At 36.0% G+C, this 20,640-nt stretch carries 18 protein-coding genes; 5 read left to right on the top strand and 13 right to left on the bottom strand.

Annotated elements, in window-relative coordinates; all coding sequences use genetic code 11:
- Positions 1-17: 17 nt before the first annotated feature.
- Positions 18-734, top strand: coding sequence for a Crp/Fnr family transcriptional regulator (locus tag EO244_RS02180; protein ID WP_129252474.1), 717 nt, complete (start codon positions 18-20; stop codon positions 732-734).
- Between the two features lie 135 nt (positions 735-869).
- Here the strand turns inward: EO244_RS02180 and EO244_RS02185 are convergent, their stop codons facing one another.
- From EO244_RS02185 to EO244_RS02195, 3 genes are all read right to left on the bottom strand, one after another.
- Positions 870-1,967, bottom strand: coding sequence for a TlpA disulfide reductase family protein (locus EO244_RS02185; protein WP_129252476.1), 1,098 nt, complete (start codon positions 1,965-1,967; stop codon positions 870-872).
- A gap of 137 nt (positions 1,968-2,104) precedes the next feature.
- Positions 2,105-3,232 carry a methylmalonyl Co-A mutase-associated GTPase MeaB gene (gene meaB / locus EO244_RS02190; protein WP_129252478.1) on the bottom strand — a complete coding sequence of 376 codons (1,128 nt, stop codon included), beginning with the start codon at positions 3,230-3,232 and terminating at the stop codon, positions 2,105-2,107.
- A gap of 262 nt (positions 3,233-3,494) precedes the next feature.
- On the bottom strand, positions 3,495-4,589 hold the full coding sequence (locus tag EO244_RS02195) for a DUF1573 domain-containing protein (RefSeq protein ID WP_129252480.1): 1,095 nt from the start codon (positions 4,587-4,589) through the stop codon (positions 3,495-3,497).
- Between the two features lie 515 nt (positions 4,590-5,104).
- On the opposite strand from EO244_RS02195, the gene EO244_RS02200 reads away from it, so the two are divergent.
- The gene (locus tag EO244_RS02200) at positions 5,105-6,292 is read left to right on the top strand and encodes a M20 metallopeptidase family protein (protein WP_129252482.1); all 1,188 of its coding nucleotides are present in this window, start codon (positions 5,105-5,107) and stop codon (positions 6,290-6,292) included.
- Between the two features lie 196 nt (positions 6,293-6,488).
- The gene (locus EO244_RS02205; protein ID WP_125029604.1) at positions 6,489-6,659 is read left to right on the top strand and encodes a DUF362 domain-containing protein; all 171 of its coding nucleotides are present in this window, start codon (positions 6,489-6,491) and stop codon (positions 6,657-6,659) included.
- Between the two features lie 77 nt (positions 6,660-6,736).
- Here EO244_RS02205 and EO244_RS02210 read toward each other — a convergent pair whose 3' ends face one another.
- Positions 6,737-9,205 carry a bifunctional UDP-N-acetylmuramoyl-tripeptide:D-alanyl-D-alanine ligase/alanine racemase gene (locus EO244_RS02210; protein WP_206734446.1) on the bottom strand — a complete coding sequence of 823 codons (2,469 nt, stop codon included), beginning with the start codon at positions 9,203-9,205 and terminating at the stop codon, positions 6,737-6,739.
- A 43-nt stretch (positions 9,206-9,248) separates the two neighbouring features.
- Positions 9,249-9,827, bottom strand: a complete 579-nt coding sequence (locus EO244_RS02215) for a thymidine kinase (RefSeq protein ID WP_129252483.1) — start codon at positions 9,825-9,827, stop codon at positions 9,249-9,251.
- 333 nt (positions 9,828-10,160) lie between these two features.
- Between EO244_RS02215 and EO244_RS02220 the strand changes: the two genes are divergently transcribed.
- Together EO244_RS02220 and rsmI are read left to right on the top strand one after the other, a co-directional pair.
- Complete coding sequence (locus EO244_RS02220; RefSeq protein ID WP_129252485.1) at positions 10,161-10,829, top strand: hypothetical protein; 669 nt, start codon at positions 10,161-10,163, stop codon at positions 10,827-10,829.
- A gap of 88 nt (positions 10,830-10,917) precedes the next feature.
- Complete coding sequence (gene rsmI / locus EO244_RS02225) at positions 10,918-11,631, top strand: 16S rRNA (cytidine(1402)-2'-O)-methyltransferase (protein ID WP_129252487.1); 714 nt, start codon at positions 10,918-10,920, stop codon at positions 11,629-11,631.
- Between the two features lie 55 nt (positions 11,632-11,686).
- On the opposite strand, the gene EO244_RS02230 is transcribed toward rsmI, so the two are convergent.
- The 8 genes from EO244_RS02230 to EO244_RS16855 form a co-directional block, all read right to left on the bottom strand.
- Entirely contained in the window at positions 11,687-12,748 is a 1,062-nt protein-coding gene (locus tag EO244_RS02230) for a PorP/SprF family type IX secretion system membrane protein (protein ID WP_129252488.1), read from the bottom strand.
- 241 nt (positions 12,749-12,989) lie between these two features.
- Complete coding sequence (locus EO244_RS02235; RefSeq protein ID WP_129252490.1) at positions 12,990-15,536, bottom strand: T9SS type B sorting domain-containing protein; 2,547 nt, start codon at positions 15,534-15,536, stop codon at positions 12,990-12,992.
- Between the two features lie 15 nt (positions 15,537-15,551).
- Positions 15,552-16,238 carry a hypothetical protein gene (locus EO244_RS02240; RefSeq protein ID WP_129252492.1) on the bottom strand — a complete coding sequence of 229 codons (687 nt, stop codon included), beginning with the start codon at positions 16,236-16,238 and terminating at the stop codon, positions 15,552-15,554.
- Between the two features lie 33 nt (positions 16,239-16,271).
- A complete protein-coding gene (locus EO244_RS02245) occupies positions 16,272-16,982 on the bottom strand; it encodes a hypothetical protein (RefSeq protein ID WP_129252494.1) in 711 nt (236 codons plus the stop codon).
- A 3-nt stretch (positions 16,983-16,985) separates the two neighbouring features.
- Positions 16,986-17,909, bottom strand: coding sequence for a hypothetical protein (locus tag EO244_RS02250; protein WP_129252496.1), 924 nt, complete (start codon positions 17,907-17,909; stop codon positions 16,986-16,988).
- A gap of 15 nt (positions 17,910-17,924) precedes the next feature.
- Entirely contained in the window at positions 17,925-18,788 is an 864-nt protein-coding gene (locus EO244_RS02255; protein WP_129252498.1) for a hypothetical protein, read from the bottom strand.
- A gap of 43 nt (positions 18,789-18,831) precedes the next feature.
- Positions 18,832-19,701 carry a hypothetical protein gene (locus EO244_RS02260; RefSeq protein WP_129252499.1) on the bottom strand — a complete coding sequence of 290 codons (870 nt, stop codon included), beginning with the start codon at positions 19,699-19,701 and terminating at the stop codon, positions 18,832-18,834.
- Positions 19,702-19,739: 38 nt separating this feature from the next.
- The coding region (locus EO244_RS16855) for a hypothetical protein (RefSeq protein WP_206734447.1) at positions 19,740-20,640 on the bottom strand (901 nt) is incomplete at its 5' end.

Here is a 20,640-nt window from a genome sequence, read left to right on the forward strand (position 1 = left end):
ATACACCAGATCCGATCATGATTGAGAGTGATAAAAAGATTAGAGAACAAATCTGCATTGAGGTAATTAACCATCCCAATTCAGTTTATAATGTGCTTTCTCCAGAAGAAAAAGAGAATTTACAGCAAAATATGAGTTGTAGCTTTTTTAAAAAAGGTGAATATATTTACAAAGAAGGTGAAAAACCGATTGGACTTATCTCATTGAAAGAAGGTAAAGTTAAAATATTCAAGGAGGGTGTTGGCGGCCGTGAACAAATAGTACGTATGGCTAAACCAATTGGTTTTATTGGTTACAGGGCTCTTTTTGCAGAAGAAAATAATATTGCATCTGCCGTTGCTATTGAAGATTCAGTGACTTGTACCGTAAGTTATGACATGATTCTAAAACTGATCAAAACGAATTCTGAACTTTCATTAAGTATCATTCGTTCATTTGCAACCGAATTGGGATTTTCGAATAACAGAACTGTTACCTTAACTCAAAAACATATTCGGGGACGTTTGGCAGAATCACTACTATTCCTTCGCGATACTTACGGTTTTGAAGAAGATGGAGTTACCATCAAAGTCTACCTGTCAAGAGAAGATATTGCGAACTTATCCAACATGACCACTTCAAATGCAATTCGAACGCTATCAACTTTTGCCGGCGAAGGTGTGATTGCTATTGATGGTAGAAAGATTAAAATTTTAGATAAGGTTAAGCTAGATAGAATAAGCAAACTAGGCTAATACTAACAATAGATATTAAAAAGGGAATCATTATATGGATTCCCTTTTTTATGGCATTAAATGGCATAAAAAAGCCTGAGAGACTCACTGTCACTCAGGCTTTTCTTGTGAGAAGTTTCCTTCTGTAAATCTTGACTACTTCAACAGTTTCTCAAGCTCAGCCTTTAGCTCGTCACCAAATACTTTATTGGCAACAATAACACCATTCTGATCAATAACTACAGTAGCAGGAATAGAATTAATTCCATAAAGTTTAGCTGCAGCAGAATTCCAATACTCAAGATCAGAAACGTGATTCCAAATTAAGCCATCTTTTTCAATAGCTTTTACCCAATCCTCTTTTTTCTTATCTAAAGAAACGCCTAAAAACTCAACACCTTTGTCATGCAATTCATTGTAGATTTCAACCATATGAGGATTTTCTCTACGGCAAGGACCACACCATGATGCCCAGAAATCCATAACAACAACCTTACCTTTAAGACTTGAAAGGCTAAAAGGTGTACCTTCTGGTGTATTTAAAGTAAAGTCAGGAGCAGGTTGACCAACAGCAACTTTATTTAGCAACTCGATTCTTTCTTTAATGGCAATAGCGCTTCGTGTTGCTTTAACATCTTCAGCAAACGTATTATACAACTCCTCAACCTCGTTAACTTTCAACTGGTTAAGCAGGTTGTTTTTAGTTACAATAGCAATGGCAGCTGAATTGCTGTTCGCTTTAACAAATGTCTTGATACTTTCCATTTTTTCTGCATCAATAGCGTCATACTCAGCAATCGCTTTTTTAACAGCTTCTTCATCCTTTTCAGCATTTGCTTTTCTGTAAGCTGCTACAATAGGCTCTTGTTTAGCCTTGTATTCCATCATAGAATCCACAAACCCCTTATAAAGATCCTGTGAAGCTGATCCTGTAATTTTTGCGTCACGCAAAGCCTCAACATTTGCTTCAACTTTAATCGGAGCATTCTCTAAAAATACAGGAATTGCGCCTCTTTTATCTCCTATTTGTAAATAATACATATCAGGAACAGCTACACTACCTTCAATTTTAAATTCACCATTAACAATATCAGCTGAATCAATCTTAACCAGCTGTCTGTCTTTTTCGATATTCAGAAATATTTTTCCATCTGTTTGTCCTTCAATCTTACCTGAAAGCTCGTATTTTTTTTGAGTATTGCATGCTGCAAATAAAACTGAAACTGCAACTACCCCGAAAAGTAACTTTTTCATAAAATGTATTTTAAAATTTTAAGTTTAGAATCTGCTAAAACTAATTATTTAATTTGAGTCCGGAAAGTTATTTCGATAAGTATACCATATTCACCATTAAAGTTGGTTTTAATAAGATATTCCATATTTAGAAATAATTATTCCCCTTTTTTAACCCCATCATAATAGGTATTCAATAATTTATAAGCTGCTATAAAGGAACTCATTTCATCATTCAAAACCTTTGATTCAAAATCAGGAATCATCCCTTTGATTTTGTTATCGTGATAAAAATTATCTCTTAATTGTTCATGAATTGTTTCATACATCCAATATTTTGCTTGCTCTCGTCTACGGTTATCAAAGTAATTATTCTCACGAGTATGCTGACAATAATCCATAATGGTATCCCAAATTTCATTTATTCCTGTACGCTCAAGAGATGAACAACTCAACACCTTAGGTGACCATTTTGAAGGTGACAGAGGAAATAAATGCAGAGCATTCGCAAATTGTACGCGTGCTAATTTTGCTTTAGTGACATTGCTTCCGTCACACTTATTAATCGCAATTGCGTCGGCCATTTCCATAATCCCCCGCTTGATACCTTGTAATTCATCACCGGCACCTGCAATTTGAATCAATAGAAAAAAATCGACCATTGAATGAACTGCCGTTTCAGATTGTCCCACACCTACAGTTTCAATTAAAATCGTATCAAATCCGGCAGCCTCGCATAATATAAGACTTTCGCGAGTTTTACGAGCAACACCTCCTAATGAACCTGCAGACGGTGAAGGCCGTATATAAGCATGAGGATCAACAGCCAGTTCTTCCATTCGTGTTTTATCACCCAAAATACTTCCTTTGGTTCTCTCACTACTTGGATCGATAGCCAAAACAGCCAACTTATGCCCCATACCTGTCACATGCTTTCCAAAAGCTTCGATAAAGGTACTTTTTCCAGCTCCTGGCACACCCGTAATTCCTATTCGGGTTGATTTACCTGAGTAAGGTAAACAGCGTTCAATAATTTCCTGAGCCGTTTTCTGATGTTCAAACTTTGAACTCTCAACCAGAGTAATAGCCTGGCTTAAGATTGCCATATTGCCATCCAAAATTCCTTTAACATACTGTTCAACAGTATATTTTTTTCTCTTCCTATTTTTAAGGCGTTCCGCAATTTTAGGGTTTATTGAAGGCGGTTGACTTATCCCGGAATTAACAGACAAGCCCTTGAATGAAGGATCGTTTTCAATATGAACTTTATTTTTTTTATCTACCATGATTGTATTTTTTAGCTTAAGGGCAATTATTACTGCCCTATTCTTATACATCTAAAGTTGTAAAGAAATTTTATCACATTCAAAATCTCAAGATTACAAATGCTTATGCGAAGTTAAAAAAAAACGAACTCAAGTACATGTAAACTGTCCCTAAAGCATCGCATTTCACAATAAAAAAAGGTTGTTGAAATGACGTTCCAACAACCTTTTAAAACTCTATACTTTCAACAATAAAATAATATTGTTGTTTTTAATTCTGAATCTAGTTCGCATTTGGCATAACCACATTCCCCATCACTCTCAAATCAACAGATGAAGAGGTTGGTGCATTGGTTATAACGGTAATGCGTTTATTTTGACGCCCGCGTTTCCCTCTGGAGTTAAAGACAACTTTCAATTCTGTAGATTCTCCTGCTTTAATAATTTTAGATTGAGGAGAAATAGCTGTACAACCACAAGACGTTTTTGTCTTTCGAATTAAAAGATCAGATTTACCAGTGTTTTTCATTAAAAATGTATGCTCAGCTTTTTCGCCTTGCTGTAATTCACCAAAGTTAAAAACGCGTTCTTCGAATTCTAATTTTGGCGCTTTTGCTAACTCTTCTTTTGACAACTGTCCAAAATCTTCAATAATATCTGCACTAATTGTAAACCGATTTCTTGGTTCAAATTTTCCATTTACAAGAACATCCAAATAATCGGTAACAAATCCCCAATCATTCTTTTTAGATGCATCGTATACCACGACAACCTTAGCTCTTTTCTTAGGTGCAATTTTTTCTGGTACCAGCTTAATCGCTAAATGTGCAGGAACTCGTCTAAAAGACACAGTCATAACACTATCCGTATCGTTGTATACTTCAAGCGAAGCTTCCTTTATTTCAGTACTCTTCACCTTTGTCATTGGAAAATGATTATTAGGCATTCTAAGACCTGACATCATACGAGGGAAAGAATCCAGAACTGTTTTAACACGTGGAGCCACTGTACCTGTAATATGAAGAATCGAAATAGCAGGATCAGAATTTGACGTTACTGTTATTGATTTATTGAATGAACCTGGGCGATTTTTAGGATCAAAAGTAGTTTTAACAAAACCTTTCTGACCAGGTGCAACTGGTGCCTTACTCCAATCTGGGGTGGTACATCCACAGGACGATCGCACATTTTTAATAATAATCGGAGAAGTCCCCTTATTCACAAATTCAAAAGAATAAACCTGTTTTCCATTTTCCTCTTTTAGAGTTCCAAAATCGTGAGTCTTCGATTTAAATTCTATCAAAGGTTTTACATTCTGAGCAATCGCTCCAAAACTTGACAGCATCAATCCAATCAATAATACATGAAAAATTCTCATAAAATATTGTATTTAAATATTTCAATCAGCTATATATTCTGTTTGAAATAAAGTTGTAAAAAAGTCGAACTCATAATTTCCAAAGAAATCATTCATACAAAAATAATTAAAATCAGATAAAGCTACTCATTATATCGTTAAATACTTATAAATGATTAGGCATTGCAATTTATAAAATTTCTTAAATGTAAAATCTCATTCAAATTAAATTTATCATATACTATTAAATTTTAATCCATAAATTGACAGTAAGATTAAAATTGATTCTTAAGTTGAATTTTCTAATTTTACTTTCTGTACCTATACATATTAAATATTCAGATTTCATATATAATATTACTCATTCTGATTGGGTTAAGTCCCGGACTGTTTGGAGGTCGTTCGGGTCGTTGGTATCAATCCAGCTTCCTGCAAAAACACTGAAAAAGAGGTTTGGATTTTTCATCCTTTTTGTCACAATTTAAAATGATTGCCGGCAAATAAAAAATGAAGACTAATAATTTAGAAAGAAACTCATGGAACAAATCATCAATAAAATAAAAGAACTTAGTCATAGTTATCTTGAAGAGATTAAGGACATCAGAGCTCATCTGCACCAATACCCTGAACTTTCATTTGAAGAATTCAAAACATCAGCATTTATTCAAGAAAAACTTGATGAATATGGAATTTCCTATAAATCTGGCTTTGTAAAAACAGGTATTGTTGGGACTATTGAAGGGAAGAATCCGAATAAAAAAGTATTGGCCCTTCGAGCAGATATGGATGCCTTACCTGTCACAGAAAATGATTCTCACTCAATTTGCTCAAAAAATACTGGCGTGATGCATGCCTGTGGTCATGACATGCACATGGCGAGCCTGCTTGGAACAGCAAAAATTCTTCAGGAACTAAAAAATGAGTGGGAAGGTACCGTCTTAATCATTTTCCAGCCCGGCGAAGAATTGCTTCCTGGCGGCGCTAGAATGATGATGGAAGAAGGAGCGCTTACCCCCCAACCCGATTTAATTATGGCTCAACATGTCTTACCCGATATGGAGTCAGGACATGTCGGATTCCGCGAAGGAATGTATATGGCTTCGGGGGATGAAATTTATTTGAAAATTAAAGGTAAAGGCGGACATGGCGCTATGCCTCACCGCTGTGATGATACTGTTTTAATTGCATCTCACATAGTGGTTGCCCTACAACAAATTGTTAGCAGACGTGCTGACATACGAATACCCACTGTCCTTTCATTTGGCCGAATGATAGCCGAAGGTGCAACCAATATTATTCCGCAAGAGGTTAATATTGCAGGTACTTTCAGAACAATGGATGAAAAATGGCGTGCGGAAGCCAAACGCCTAATTACAGAAATAGCGCAAAATACAGCAAAAGGAATGGGAGCCGTATGCGAAGTAGACATCAAGCATGGTTACCCCTATTTGGTAAATCACATCGGTCATACCCGATCAGCAAAAAGTGCGGCCACAGCCTATTTAACTTCTGAAAAGGTTGAAGATATGGATATCAGAATGACTACCGAAGATTTTGGATTTTATTCCCAAAAGTATCCAGCATGTTTTTATCGATTTGGTGTAAAGAAAGACAAATCAGGAGGTCTGCATACCTCTAATTTCGAAGCTGAAGATCAAAGTTTAGAAACATCAATGGGAACAATGGCTTATTTAGCAATGGATTTCTTAAATAAATCAGAATAAGATTATTGTAAAGAATCTTATCTTTCAAGACTCAAAAGTCTTTATTTACTGGCTATTAAGGCAAAGCATCAAATAACAAGGCTTTGGTTCACTATTTAATCTCTTTTAAAATAAAGGAATTCTAGTCAATTTTCTTTTTGAGTTTAAAATATGATATTACATTTGCAATAGTATTAACACTAAAAAATAAAACACAATGGCTTACGTAATTAACGACGATTGTATTTCTTGCGGTTCTTGCGAAGGAGAATGTCCAGTTGAAGCAATCTCTATGGGAGATGAACGTTATGTTATCGATGCAGATTTATGTACTGACTGTGGTACTTGCGTTGATGCTTGTCCTGTAGAAGCTATTCATCCTGAATAACCGTATCGTTACAGATATTAAAAAAACCGATGATCAGATCATCGGTTTTTTTTGTACCTATATTTTCATATATCTTCTTACTCTTGAAAATAGATGCGTTTAACCCGACGGGATACTGTTGTGAGTATTTCATAAGGAATTGTACCTAACTGCTCTGCCATTTGACTCAACGAATAGTCATCACCAAAAATCGTAACCGTATCACCTTCCTTTGCTTCAATATCGGTTAAATCTATTATACACATATCCATACAGATATTTCCAACAACAGCTGCCATTTTTCCATTCACCAACACTTGCCCTACTCCATTGCTCAGCTTTCGATTGAACCCGTCAGCATAACCAATTGGAATAATACCGATACGGCTTTTTTTGTTCAGTTTTCCTTTACGACTATAGCCAACTGTTTGGCCTTTGTCAACCCATTTTATTTGTGAAATTGTCGTTTTCAGACTACTAACATTCATCAACTTATTCTGATTGGTCGCACTAACACCATAAAGGCCAATACCTAAACGAACCATCTCAAACTGAGCTTGTGGAAATCGCTCGATTCCGGATGTATTCAGAATATGTCTGTCAATCTGATATGGGAATACAGCACGAATCTTATTAGTCCAGATTTCGAATTTCTTAATTTGAGATTCGGTATAATCATCGTGAACTTCTTCATCCGAACCTGCCAAATGAGAGAATACTGATCGAATATAAAAATGAGGATTATCTTTTAAATAACTGATTAATTCATCCAGTTCTGAATCGGTAAATCCCATACGATACATGCCTGTATCCAATTTCAAATGGATAGGATAATTCTTCATCCCGGATTTCTTAATAACAGCTTCAAAATTTTTTAATACACTTAAACTGTATATTTCTGGTTCCAAATTATAATCAATCATGGTTTCGAAGCTATGCAACTCCGGATTCATGACAACAATTGGCGTGCTGATTCCTTCAGTTCTCAATTCAACACCTTCATCCGCTATGGCAACGGCTAAATAATCTACCCGGTGGTATTGAAGAAGATTCGCAATCTCACTTGATCCGCTTCCATAAGAAAAGGCTTTTACCATAACCATCAACTTGGTTTTGGCATCCAATAAAGACCTAAAATAATTTAAATTGTGTACCATCGCCGTTAAATTAACCTCGAGTATGGTACGATGTGCTTTATACTGAAGAGCACTTGAAATTCGTTCGAAACGAAAATTTCTTGCTCCCCGAATTAATATAATTTCGTTTTTAAAAACTTTTGTATCTATTGTTTTGAGAAAGGTCTCCGTATTGGAATAAAAATACGACTCACACTTAAAAAGATCTGACTGTGACGAAATATGATCGCCAATTCCGACAAGCTTTTCAATTTTATTTAAATCAATCAGTTCGGCAATTTGGGTATATAATTTTTCTTTATTGAGCCCTGTTTGAAGGATATCCGAAAGAATCAGTGTTTTCTTTCTCCCTTGTGCGTATTGATTCAGCATATCAAGGGTTATCGATAAAGAACCTAAATCAGAATTATAAAAATCGTTTATCAACAAACAATTGTTCTGCCCTTCCTTTAGTTCCATTCGCATAGCAACAGCCTGCAAATCGAGAAACCCTTTACGAATATTATCATCCGACAAACCTAAATGCAAAAATGTCAACCAGCAATGCATGGCATTTTCAATGGATGCTGCATCCGAAAAAGGAAGCCTTATCGTTTTCTCGTCCCCCTTATAAAGGGCTATTATTTGTGTATATCTATCAATATGTTCTTCTGAAAGTATCTGTAAGCTTGCTTCTTTAGTTTTAGACCAACTTAACAACTCGGTGTCTTCTTCGTAGTGAACAACCATTTCCTGATCGACCAATGCATTATCGCTGCAATAGACAATCCAATCACAAGATTTAAAAAGTTTTAATTTCTCAAGAAGTAATGATCCGGAATCCTTAAAATTCTCTTGATGAGCCGAACCTAAATGCGTAAAAATTCCACCTGTTGGCTGAATAATTGCTTGTAAATTTTCCATTTCTGAAGGCTGAGAGATTCCCGCTTCAAAAATGCCCAGTTCGTCTTCTTTCTCCATTTGCCAAACCGACATGGGAACCCCCACCTGAGAGTTATATGATTTTGGACTCCTGACAATTCGAAAATAGGGGTTTAAAATCTGATACAGCCACTCTTTTACAATCGTTTTGCCATTACTCCCTGTGATGGCTACAACCGGATATGAGAAATTTTTTCGATGATATGAGCTAAGTTGTTGAAGAGCTTTTAATGTGTTTTTAACAATTATAAAATTGCAATCTTCAAAATGATCTTTTACAATGGGTTTCCTGACAACAAATGCTCTCACTCCCTTATCATACAAATCCTGAATGTAATCATGACCATTGTGTCTGTCACCTTCCAAAGCAAAAAACAGGGTTCTCGATGCCAAAACTAAAGTCCGACTGTCTATAGATAAACGATCGACTTCAAAATCATCTTTACCAACCAAATTCCCCTCAATAATTTGAGCGATTTGATTCAACTGATATGTTTTGGATGAACTCAAAATCGGATATTAAATAAATGGAACTAAACTGTAATATAAGAATTTAATTGCTTTTAGCTTTACGATAACAAACCCGGCATAAGGGTTCATAAGCGTCTTTTTCACCCAAAAGAACCAGTTTTTCTGTATCTGAAAGACGGTGTGAATATTGAGCCAGATTACCACATTGCATACACACAGCATGCACTTTGGTTACATATTCCGCTGTTGCCATTAAGCCAGGGATAGGTCCAAAGGGCTTGCCCTGAAAATCCATATCCAAGCCTGCTACTATGACACGAATCCCCTGATTCGCAAGTTCATTACAAACTTCAGCGAGACCATCGTCAAAGAATTGTGCCTCATCAATGCCAACAACATCAACATCACTCGACAATAGTAAAATATTTGCAGCAGTTTCGACAGGCGTTGAACGAATGGCATTGGAATTATGTGACACAACCTCATCCTCAGAATAACGTGTATCTACTTTAGGTTTAAAAATTTCAACCTTTTGTCTGGCAATTTTTGCTCGGTTCAAACGTCGGATTAACTCCTCTGTTTTTCCGGAAAACATTGAACCTGCAACAACTTCAATCCATCCTCGACTTCCTGCACTACTAATATCGTTTTCAAGAAACATATTTATTTTCTTTAATCATTTTACATCGTCACACAAAAATAAGAAAAGCTCTAAATTTATTTAGTAATTTGCGATATATTATCACAAAACACTACCAAGCTGTTAATCAGCGAATTTGACAATTCTATTGATTCGAGCAGCTTGTGGTCAAACAAATAAAGCTTGCCTATTTACAAGCTTTTACAGATCCTTTGAAATAGATATTTCAGGTTTTATATCTTATTTTGAAAGAATACGTATTAATCATTTTTATTAATAAACAGGCTTATTTTCATTTCTAATCTTTCAAGCTGACTGCCATTAAAAATCATCTTGAAACAACACAAAGATTCAATGAACAATAAATTAATCATACAACTTATTAAAAATAATATTGAGGAAATCCAAAACTTAATCAACCATTTTCAGCATGAAGAAAATGACTTAAAAGATGGCTTTCCTTTATTGGAATCCCGTCTATTAAGTTTGAATAATGATATTAACATCCTCAAATTAAATATCAATAATCATTCGACCCCGAATCCTGATACGATCAGCGAAGAAGCCATTTCAACAGATGAACTTCAAACTATTCTCAAAGAAGACAATTTAATTAATGAAGAATCTAATGATCAAATCAACGAAAAAGATATAGCTACAATCTCTTCAACTCCGGGTCAAAAAGAAATGGAAATCTTGGCTCCTATTGAAGAAAAATTTGAAATAAATGTTTCAACCCTAAATGACAAACTTCAGGCTGAAAGAGGTGGGAATCTGCAAGAAAAAATCCAGAGATCTAAATTAGTTGATATTCAAACTGCGATTGGAATTAACGATCAGTTTTTGTTTATACGTGAACTTTTTAACAACAAGCCTGAAGACTACAAATCAGCAATCCAATATATTAATAATCAAGCTGACTACGATAAAATCGTCACACATTTTAATCAAACTAGGAAATGGGATAAAGATGACAACAGCGTTATTCAATTCTTTGATCTCATCAAAAGAAAGTTTGAATAAATTTGACTCGGAAATATCATTTTTACAGCAGTAATCATCACATTCTCCTTATCTTTGACCGATAATTAAAAATCGCAAAACGTCTTTCATGTCGAAACTATTTTTAGTCCCAACACCAATTGGCAACCTCGAAGATATTACCATTCGAGCCATTAATGTTTTAAAATCGGTTGATGTTATTCTTGCCGAAGATACGCGTACTTCAGGTTTTTTACTGAAACGATATGAAATTAGCAAACCCTTAATTTCTCATCATAAATTTAACGAGCATAAGAGTTCTCAACAAATTGTTGATCGCATAAAAGCCGGACAAACCATAGCTTTAATATCGGATGCCGGAACCCCGGCAATTTCAGATCCCGGATACTTTCTTGTTAAGCACTGTTTAGATAGTGATATCGAAGTAGAATGTCTGCCTGGTGCCACCGCTTTTGTGCCTGCATTGGTAAACTCCGGACTCCCCAACGAACGTTTCTGTTTCGAAGGGTTTTTACCTCAAAAAAAAGGGCGCCAAAACAAGCTGAACGAACTGGCTGAAGAACAAAGAACCATGATTTTTTACGAATCGCCACACCGACTGGTAAAAACCTTAACCCAATTTGCTGAAATTTTTGGTGAAGACCGGAAAGCATCTGTCTCACGTGAAATTACCAAACTACACGAAGAAAATGCAAGAGGCACATTGTCCGAACTTATTGCTCATTTTTCAGCAAAAACTGTAAAAGGTGAGATTGTAATTGTTATTGGAGGAAAAACTCTCGAGAAAAAGAAAAAAGAATATATCAAAAAAGACCGAATTTAAACTGACAAGCATTTCCCCTTTTCTAACAGAACAGGTTTTTTTTTTATTCTAATGATTAATCCTCATTGGTAAACTTAGGACATGAAATAGCCTTGTCACCTAACTTCTTAGCTTTTCGTTTTCTAACTAATCGCGTCACGCTTCTTGGATTGGAATAATTATAATTATAATTTAAAGATATCTCTACCCCCCCCTTATTAGCTGAAGTTAACTGTAAAGCTGACACATCTATATCGTAAGAAATCAGGAATTTAAATCTATTTTTCTGAAAGCCAATAGTTGGAATAATATCTTCTTTATTTCGATACCAGACACCATAATGCAAAATAATGCCTTTATCGCCTGTAGCCATTATAAAATTAGCCCCAATTACAACTTCAGATGTTAAGTACTCATTCTTATACATAAACTCAGGCCTGATATATAATCGAGAACTTAATTTGGTTTCGATTCCTCCATGAAAATTATAACTCCGTTTCAAGTTATTGGTAATTTCATAAAATGATTCATTTGGCTGATTAAGATGAGAGGCCGACATTCCCCAAAAGTATCGGGTTCTGCCCTTAAAATAAGTAAATGCAACACCCAAAGAAAAATCAAGATAAAACAAGGATTGTGTCTTGGGTAACTCCTCGGTAGGTTTGCCTTGGCTAAAAATAGTTCCGTCCCATTGATCTCCAAAGATAAGTTTATTGTAATCAACCGACTTATTAACCAATTCAATACCTAATCCCCCGTGAATGAACAAGGTATTAGCCCTATTTAGACTTTTATTGAGTGAGCTGGTTAACATTAATTGGTTGGTTTTCAAACCCCCTTTACCCGCCTTATCAGTGAAAAAGACGCCACCAATACCTAACCATGAAGCTCCAAAATATGGAAAAGACATTTTTCCATCAATAAAAGCCGATTCGGAAACAAAAGGTGTAGTTACAGAATTCCATTGATTTCTATAGTTGACTCCCGTTCTTATATTGTAATCAGAGTTCCCTGTTAGGGCGGGATTTAAATACACAGGCATCGAGTAGAACTGAGAAGAATAGACCTGCTGTGCAGAAACATGCTTCAATCCTAAAAAGATAATAAATACAATAAATAGTATTTTATATTTATTCATACTCGAACAATAGTATAGCCTACAGACATTAAATTCAGTTGACTCAATTATAAAACCAGCCGTATCAAACTTATCAAAATAAAGGGGTAATAAAGTTTATTACCCCTAAAAACATAGTGCGTTAAATTACAAATATTTTTTAACCGAAGCTTAAACTTTCTCTAACTATTCATTACATAGAATTTATGTTCTATCAAAAATGAAATTTCATGAACATTAAAAATGAACCATTCGTCATCGTTTAGTTAAGTAAGGTAACTTCTCCTCTTTGAATTTCCGTACTATTATCATCCAAAGTCACCTTCAAGAAATACACATAAGTATCCATTCTTTGCAATTCTCCTTTATAAGTACCATCCCAACCAATATCAACTCTATTCGATTGAAATATTTTCCGCCCTCCTCGGTTGTAAATAATAAAAGTTACATTCTTAATATCTGCACCTTTCACCTTAAGCACATCATTGTTACCATCGCCATTAGGCGAAAATCCCGAAGGAAGAAACCTTCTGCCTTTTGATTGTATATTTACAGCATCGCTGCCATTACAACCTTTTGAATTGGTAACAATAACCGAATATTCACCAGTTGTACTGACCTCAATCGTTGAAGTCGTTTCATTTGTCGACCAGAGATAAGCAATTCCATCATTACCGGCATCCAGAACTGCCGTCTCTCCCACTTCAAGGCTCCTATCAATTCCCAAATCTACTTTAGGCGAAGGATTTATAAGTACATCTACACAAGCCGTTTCTTTATTACCAAAGGCATCAGAAACTTCAACACAATATTTCCCTTTTTTATCGACATAAATACCTTTATCTGTTGCTTCGCCCGGAATCCACTTATAAGTAGGATCAATATCTCTATCAATAGTTGGCTCAATAAAAGCGCTGTCACCTTCGCAAATTTCAATCTCATCGCCTAAATCAACGGTGAATTTCTGACCTTTATTCTCGATCACCTTCACTTCGTCAGTATTAGAACACCCATTACTATTCGTAACGGTAACACTATAAATCCCGGCATTGGTAATTTCAATAGTTTGTGTTGTCTCTCCAGTACTCCACAAATAAGTTGCACCTGTACCTGCATTTCCAGCGTCAAGCGTCAAACTTTCATCTTCGTAAATATTACGATCAGCCCCCAGATCGACAATTGGCAAAGCATTAAACACGACTGTAACTTCGTCGCGCTTTACATTACCGGCATCATCCGTTACAACAACTGAATAGGTTTTAGATTCATTGACACTAATGGTTTGTGTTTCTTCCCCAGTACTCCATTTGAATTTATAATTCTGAGTAATGCTTGGATTTGGATTAAGAACCACAGCATCATTTACACAAGCTACAATATCGTCTCCCAATTCAATTGCAAAAACATCATTCACACTTGTGATATTAATCTCATCTGTTGCCTGACAACCATTAACTCCGGTTACAGTAACAAAATACAAGCCACTTCTATCAACATCTATTGTCTTAGTGGTTTCACCATTAGACCATAGATAAGTCCCTTCTGCACCGGCATCCAATGTTTTCACCTCACCATCAGCGAGTTCATAATCATCTCCTAAATCAACCACTGGCAGGTCTAGTAGATTGACTTTAACACTAGCCACTGACGTTTTATTAAGATTTGTTTCGGTAACTGTTAATGTATACGTTCCGGCTGTACTAACTTGAATCGACTCTGTTGTTTCACCTGTAGACCATAAATATTTGAAATTACCCTCCATATCTATACTTGGAGTTAAGGTAATTTCATCTCCCTTACATACATTTTTATCAGCACCCAAATCAACCATGAAAGTTTCAATCACATTGATATTGGCATAGATGGTATCTCCATAACAATTGAATGCATTCTTCTCAATTAACTTGATCTGCTTAGGTCCAAGTTCTTCTCCCCACTGAATATCGAAGCTCAATTCGGAATGAAGTTCATCAGCCAACAGTCTGGTACTTTCATTCAAAACTGTGGCTCCATCCGGAACAAGAATTTCGTATCGTTTACTACTCGCAGGAGACGAAGGTGTAATATCCGGATCGTGTCTCAGTATATTTGCTTTATACGAATATAATGTTCCCGCCATTACACTTGGCTCATAATCAGTAAACTTGGTATCAGGCAAACCCAATACATCTATCTCAACTCTGTGAGCATCAATATTTTCAACGACTTCTAAACCTGAAAGACTTTTTGCCTCAACAATCATAATTTCAGAACGAGACTTTAATCCTGACTCATTTCTAATAGTGACAACAAAATCAAAACTTGAAGTCCAAATTTCATCAGCACCTGGTGGTAAAACAGCAGGTTCTCTATCTACAGAATACTTAAAAGTCCATGGAAGAGGTCCCTTATAGTTCACTGTACAACTAATCTCTGCTCTGGGGTTAACACCATTATTTGCCGAACAAACGTAAGGCGTAGACAAGTCGTCAAAAGTAATTGTTGGCGGATCTCCGTTAACTGTAACAGGTAGAGTTAATGGTTCACCCAAACAACGGCTTATTCTATCCACAGGATAAACCCTCACTTCAAAATTACCAGCAATATTAAAGGTGTATTCCTCTGAAATATGTGTATTAGAAGTCAAATTAGCTGTTGTCCCCGCATCTACATTATAAATAACCCAACGATAATCCACTGTCGGATTGTCGTCCACCTTAAAGCTGAGAGCAGTTCCCTTTACTACATTTTGCTGCGCCACAACAGCCCATCCTCCTAGAAGGATGGCTATTGCGGTTAGCAGTGTTTTATGTAGTAAAGTTCTTAGCATTTATTTAATTCGATATTAGTTTAAAGTAAGATTTGTGATAACTGGCATAGGATATACTACGATATTTTTATCATTATCTGTGGCATTCACAACTACATCATCAGCTGATTTTGCAGAGTTAATAACAACTTTCCAGTTTTGAACAGTTGCTTCGTTATTAACAAAAGTATGAGCGACATCAATTGTATAATCACCATTCAAGTTTGCCACTTCAACATTATTAAACCCATCAACAACAACATCATTATTATCCAAAATCGAATAAGTTAATGTCCATGGTTGTGCTCCTGTGTAATGAACAACAATAGGAGTACTACCATTATCGGCAATTGTTGTTGCTGAAGAACAAACTCCAGTTACATCGCCTGCATCTGCAAACTCAACTGTTGGCTCTCCCAGAACTTGCACCTTTTTAGTAAACGGCTCACTTTTACACCCATTGATATCTGTAGTAATTACAGTAATCGTATAAGTATCAGCAACAGTTGGCCAAGTGAAAGTAACCGCACTTGTAGTTTCTGAAATAGTCACGGTCGTTCCTGTATTATCACCAACTACTGTCCATGCAAATGTACTTCCAAACGTATGAACTGCCGTCAAAGTTTGTGATGTACCTCCTGTAACTTGATCTTGAGCAAAAACTCCATACCCTAAGCAAATAAATGCTAGCGTAAAAAGTGATTTTTTTAGTAAGTTTTTCATTCCGATTCTATTTAGTATGTTTAGTTGTGTTTTTTAATTCAATTCAATAGCCGTTATAACAGGCTTCTTGAAAATTGTTCTTGTATGTATATCTTGTCCGGCAACCACGTTAAGCTTTCCTCCGTATTTGTTTCTTGCGTTTACTATAGTTATCCGGTTTGTTGTTTCATTGTTGATATCTTCTATTATACCTTCGATATGAAGCAATTTATCTGCAAAATTGACATTTGCAGTTCTATCCTCTGTTTCTCCTGCAATTCGATAGTTTACAGTGAGAGGGTAATTGTTTTCCGATAAATCATTATCGACATCGAATTTCGCTACCAATACAGTAGCAAAACTGCTGTCCTCATCAGGACAATCTTCTGATGTTAACTGCTCAAAAGCAATAGTTGGTGTAGAAACTACTTTGTACTTCCACGCCTTTTTATTGCTACAACCATTTGTTCCAGTTGCGTATAATGTGAGATAATATTCACCATCAGCAAGCCATTCAACAGAAATAGAATTGGGCTCCCCTGATACAGGTGTTAAAACACATTCAGAAGCAGTGGCTTCTACAGTTAATAAATTATTGGAATAAACTTTCCACTCATAAGTTTGGACTTCGGCATTATCCGTAACTCCATATTTAATTTTTGAATTTCCCACAACAGTATATACATCCTGCCCGCTTGCCGAAGCAAGCGAGAGGATAAATATGGCCAAAGCCATAAGTGTTTTATATACTGTGTTTATTTTCATTTATTAATTTAAATCTACCATATTACCAATAGTAGGAATAGCCTTAATTGTATAAGTCGTTGCATTGTCTGTTGGATCATTAGCAGGTGTACTTCCTTGATCCGTTGTTGATGTCACAAGATCTTTGGTATTTACTGCATCAACAGTTAAGGTAACGTCTTGAGTGGCGTCCTGAACATTTGGAACTGTAACATATACCAATACGTAGTCATTAGCTGCTAATACGTCATATTCATTTGTAGCGGTTTCAGTGATTTCATTATTATCCTGACCATAAACATATTTAACTGTACCAACGCTTAATCCAAACTTCAGATGCCAGTTGTTCATTGAAAATTCACGTTTAACTCTAAAAACAACTTCTGTTGTACCCAAGCTATAAGCTCCACCATTAGCAATTGGATTTATCGTTGATTCGTCAGGACAGTCGGTTGCCACAATGGATCCGTCATTAACTACACCTCTTTGAGCATTATCATCAACCGTTCCTCCAGTAACATTCTCAGCAATTGCATTAAATGCGCCAGAAACAACATCAACTCTAAAACCTTTCACGTTAAAACACTGTGTTTCACTACCATCAAACACCTTTAAGTAAACATAGTAGATTCCTGTCGCAGCTCCATCCCAATCAATTTTAACTTGAGATATTCCTTGACCTGTTAATACACCTCCTGTTACAGAAGCTCCGGTACCATCAATTGCTGAAATTGTAAAATCACCTGTTGGGTCAGCAATTTCAATAGCATTTACATTAGCATCTCTAGATACATACCACTTCGTGGTATTCCCGGCCTCCATTGCTCCAAAGCTGTATTTAAAACTTGATCCAGGCCAAGGTGTCTGATAAGTTCCTTGTGCCTTAGTAAGCTCGGTTAAGTTTACTAAAACAACTAGTGCGATTAATAATTTATAGATATTTTTCATGTCTTATATTTTTTACTATTCAGCAATAAAGTTTCCAATTTTTGGCATCAAGTTGAATGTTTGACTATCAGACTCAAGAGATTGATCTGTTAATCCTGTTACATCATCCGAAGCACTCGTCATTGTAAGAGTAAAAGTTGGATTTGCCCCTGGTGTATTAATCATTTCTACAGTTACAACAACATCTTTATTGGACTCATTTGTGATAGTTCCTGACTTATCTCCTGTTGTTGCAGCATCTGTATTAATCGTAAATGGTACTGTACCATCGGAACAAGATACTGTGTATGCTCCACTCCAATCATTCGTTGAATTCTCACGTGTTAACGTAAATGTGAATGAAGTTTTTCCTGGATCATATTCATCTGTTGCAGTTGCTACAGTTTTATTGATAATTGGCTGAATTCCTGTAATATCATTACAGTCTGGATCTGTTGCTGGACCTACCACAGCAACATTGAAATCATTCGGTACCGCATCAATATAGATTCCTTTGTAGTTTCCTACACCACAAGTACTACCTTGTGCTGTGACTTTCAGAAATAAGTACACTCCATCAGGGTAAGTAGTTGATAAAGTTTCAGACCATTTAATTTTAATTGATGCATTACCTGGTACAGCTCCAATAGTTCCTTTTCCATCAGTTAAAGGATCTCCAGCTGCATCCACAAATTGTCCAAAATCTGTTATTACAGTTCCTAAGTGATTATCAGACGCAACCACATAAAATTCATACGATGCATTTGCTTCAACATCTGCAAAACCATAAGTGTGAGTTGCTCCATCAAATGGATTAATCTGAGTACTCTGTGCAAAAGACTTTGTAGAAAATCCCACAAACCCAATACAAAGCATCGTTAATATTGCTATTCTTTTCATGTCTATATATTTTTTGCGTTTATCTAAAATTAAATGCTTGGTTTTATTCGAATGAACCAATAACTGGCATAATTTTCACTGTTTCAACCACATTCGCATTTGGTGTTTTTGCACTCACCGAAGTAACAGCATCAGTAGCACTAGTTACGGTAATTGTAAACTCAGGTCTTTCTCCCGGAACATTATCCAACACAATTTGAAGAGTTTGTGCATCTCCTGATACTAAAGCACTTGGGATATTTGTAGTATTATCATTTACAGTAATCTCAACAGGAGTACCGCCATTAAAACTATAAGTATAATTACCCGTACCTACTTGACCTATGCTATATGCCAAATTCCAATTATTAGTGGAACCGGAACGATTAAATGTAAAATTCATTGTAGTTGTTCCAGCTTCGTAGCCAGGGGTAGGAGCAACAACAGCTTTCAATCCAGAAATATCAGGACAAACATCACTTGTGGTTGCATCACCTGTTTTATCGTTGGTTACGAGCACATCAAAGTTATTTGCAATAGGCTGAATAAATACAGCATTGTAGTTATGACATATCGTTGACTCATCAGCATCCTTTACATGAACGAATAACCACAATCCTGTTGCATAAGTTCCTGCAGCATTAGAAGGCCACTCAACACTTACCGTTGCTTTATTATCAGATCCAACAGTTCCTGTAGCTCCAGTCATACTAGAAGCCATCGCTGCAATTTCTCCAACTTTATTTATTCCATCTGCAGAATTACTAAAGTAAAATTCATATAACAGTCCTTGTTGTATCCCATTAAAAGTATAGTCATAAGTTGCACCATTATAAGGTTGTAATTTTTCACCAGGATTATTCTGGGCAAAAGTCTGTGTAGAAATCATGATGATTCCCAGACAAATAAAGAGTGAGAGTAAAAGCTTTTTCATAGCAGTTTAATTTAGATATTGTGAGTTAATTTTATTTATTATTGAAAGCCACCAATTAGTGGGATTATTTTCAAGTTGTGTTGTATTGTAATTTCATCTTTTATTGCACTTTCTGTTCCTCCATCTGAAATTTTAAAGTCAATTGGTAATACTGTGTTTACCTCATTTTCCACGTCAATTGTGAAAAGCACATAATTTGTTTCAGATGGCAAACTAATTACATTAGAAGCGTTTATTGGTGTTCCTGCATCTGTTATCAGAACTAATTTATCAACATTAGCTCCATTAATCTGATAGGCAAAAGACCAGGCTCCTGTATTACATAAACGATCGACTCTAAACTGTACTCGTGATGTACCAGCTGAATATGTATATCCTGGTGTTGGAGCAACCACTGCTTGTAATCCATTCAAATCAGGACAGTGAGATCCATTTACAATTCCTCCATCTGTCTCAGGATCTGATGTTCCTGTTACGTCAACAACTGCAATATTATTATCTTTTGTTACTGTTACTATTTGAGTAGAGGTATTGGTGTTTCCTGAGTCATCTGTTACCGTCCAGGTTACCGTATTTGCTCCAGAAACTAAACTTGCTGGACTTGCTACAACGCTTGCAACATTACAATTATCTGATGTTGTCGGTGCGGTCAATTGGGAACTGGCATAGGTACAAACCCCAGCATCAGAATTTACATCAATTGGTCCTAAAGTCGCTATCGTTGGATTCTCGGCATCCAATACTGTTACTATTTGAGTAGAGGTATTGGTGTTTCCTGCGTCATCCGTTACTGTCCAGGTTACCGTATTTGATCCAGAAACTAAACTTGCTGGACTTGCTACAACGCTTGCAACATTACAATTATCTGATGTTGTCGGTGCGGTCAATTGGGAACTGGCATAGGTACAAACCCCAGCATCAGAATTTACATCAATTGGG

This window comes from Ancylomarina salipaludis, assembly GCF_004122035.1.
Lineage (GTDB): Bacteria > Bacteroidota > Bacteroidia > Bacteroidales > Marinifilaceae > Ancylomarina > Ancylomarina salipaludis.

Coding starts and splice junctions, on each gene's coding strand:
- EO244_RS02235 (WP_129252490.1), bottom strand. CDS start 15,536: ATGCTAAGAACTTTACTACATAAAACACTGCTAACCGCAATAGCCATC.
- EO244_RS02180 (WP_129252474.1), top strand. CDS start 18: ATGATTGAGAGTGATAAAAAGATTAGAGAACAAATCTGCATTGAGGTA.
- EO244_RS02250 (WP_129252496.1), bottom strand. CDS start 17,909: ATGAAAAATATCTATAAATTATTAATCGCACTAGTTGTTTTAGTAAAC.
- EO244_RS02195 (WP_129252480.1), bottom strand. CDS start 4,589: ATGAGAATTTTTCATGTATTATTGATTGGATTGATGCTGTCAAGTTTT.
- meaB (WP_129252478.1), bottom strand. CDS start 3,232: ATGGTAGATAAAAAAAATAAAGTTCATATTGAAAACGATCCTTCATTC.
- EO244_RS02205 (WP_125029604.1), top strand. CDS start 6,489: ATGGCTTACGTAATTAACGACGATTGTATTTCTTGCGGTTCTTGCGAA.
- rsmI (WP_129252487.1), top strand. CDS start 10,918: ATGTCGAAACTATTTTTAGTCCCAACACCAATTGGCAACCTCGAAGAT.
- EO244_RS02245 (WP_129252494.1), bottom strand. CDS start 16,982: ATGAAAATAAACACAGTATATAAAACACTTATGGCTTTGGCCATATTT.
- EO244_RS02230 (WP_129252488.1), bottom strand. CDS start 12,748: ATGAATAAATATAAAATACTATTTATTGTATTTATTATCTTTTTAGGA.
- EO244_RS02200 (WP_129252482.1), top strand. CDS start 5,105: ATGGAACAAATCATCAATAAAATAAAAGAACTTAGTCATAGTTATCTT.
- EO244_RS02260 (WP_129252499.1), bottom strand. CDS start 19,701: ATGAAAAAGCTTTTACTCTCACTCTTTATTTGTCTGGGAATCATCATG.
- EO244_RS02255 (WP_129252498.1), bottom strand. CDS start 18,788: ATGAAAAGAATAGCAATATTAACGATGCTTTGTATTGGGTTTGTGGGA.
- EO244_RS02185 (WP_129252476.1), bottom strand. CDS start 1,967: ATGAAAAAGTTACTTTTCGGGGTAGTTGCAGTTTCAGTTTTATTTGCA.
- EO244_RS02220 (WP_129252485.1), top strand. CDS start 10,161: ATGAACAATAAATTAATCATACAACTTATTAAAAATAATATTGAGGAA.
- EO244_RS02240 (WP_129252492.1), bottom strand. CDS start 16,238: ATGAAAAACTTACTAAAAAAATCACTTTTTACGCTAGCATTTATTTGC.
- EO244_RS02215 (WP_129252483.1), bottom strand. CDS start 9,827: ATGTTTCTTGAAAACGATATTAGTAGTGCAGGAAGTCGAGGATGGATT.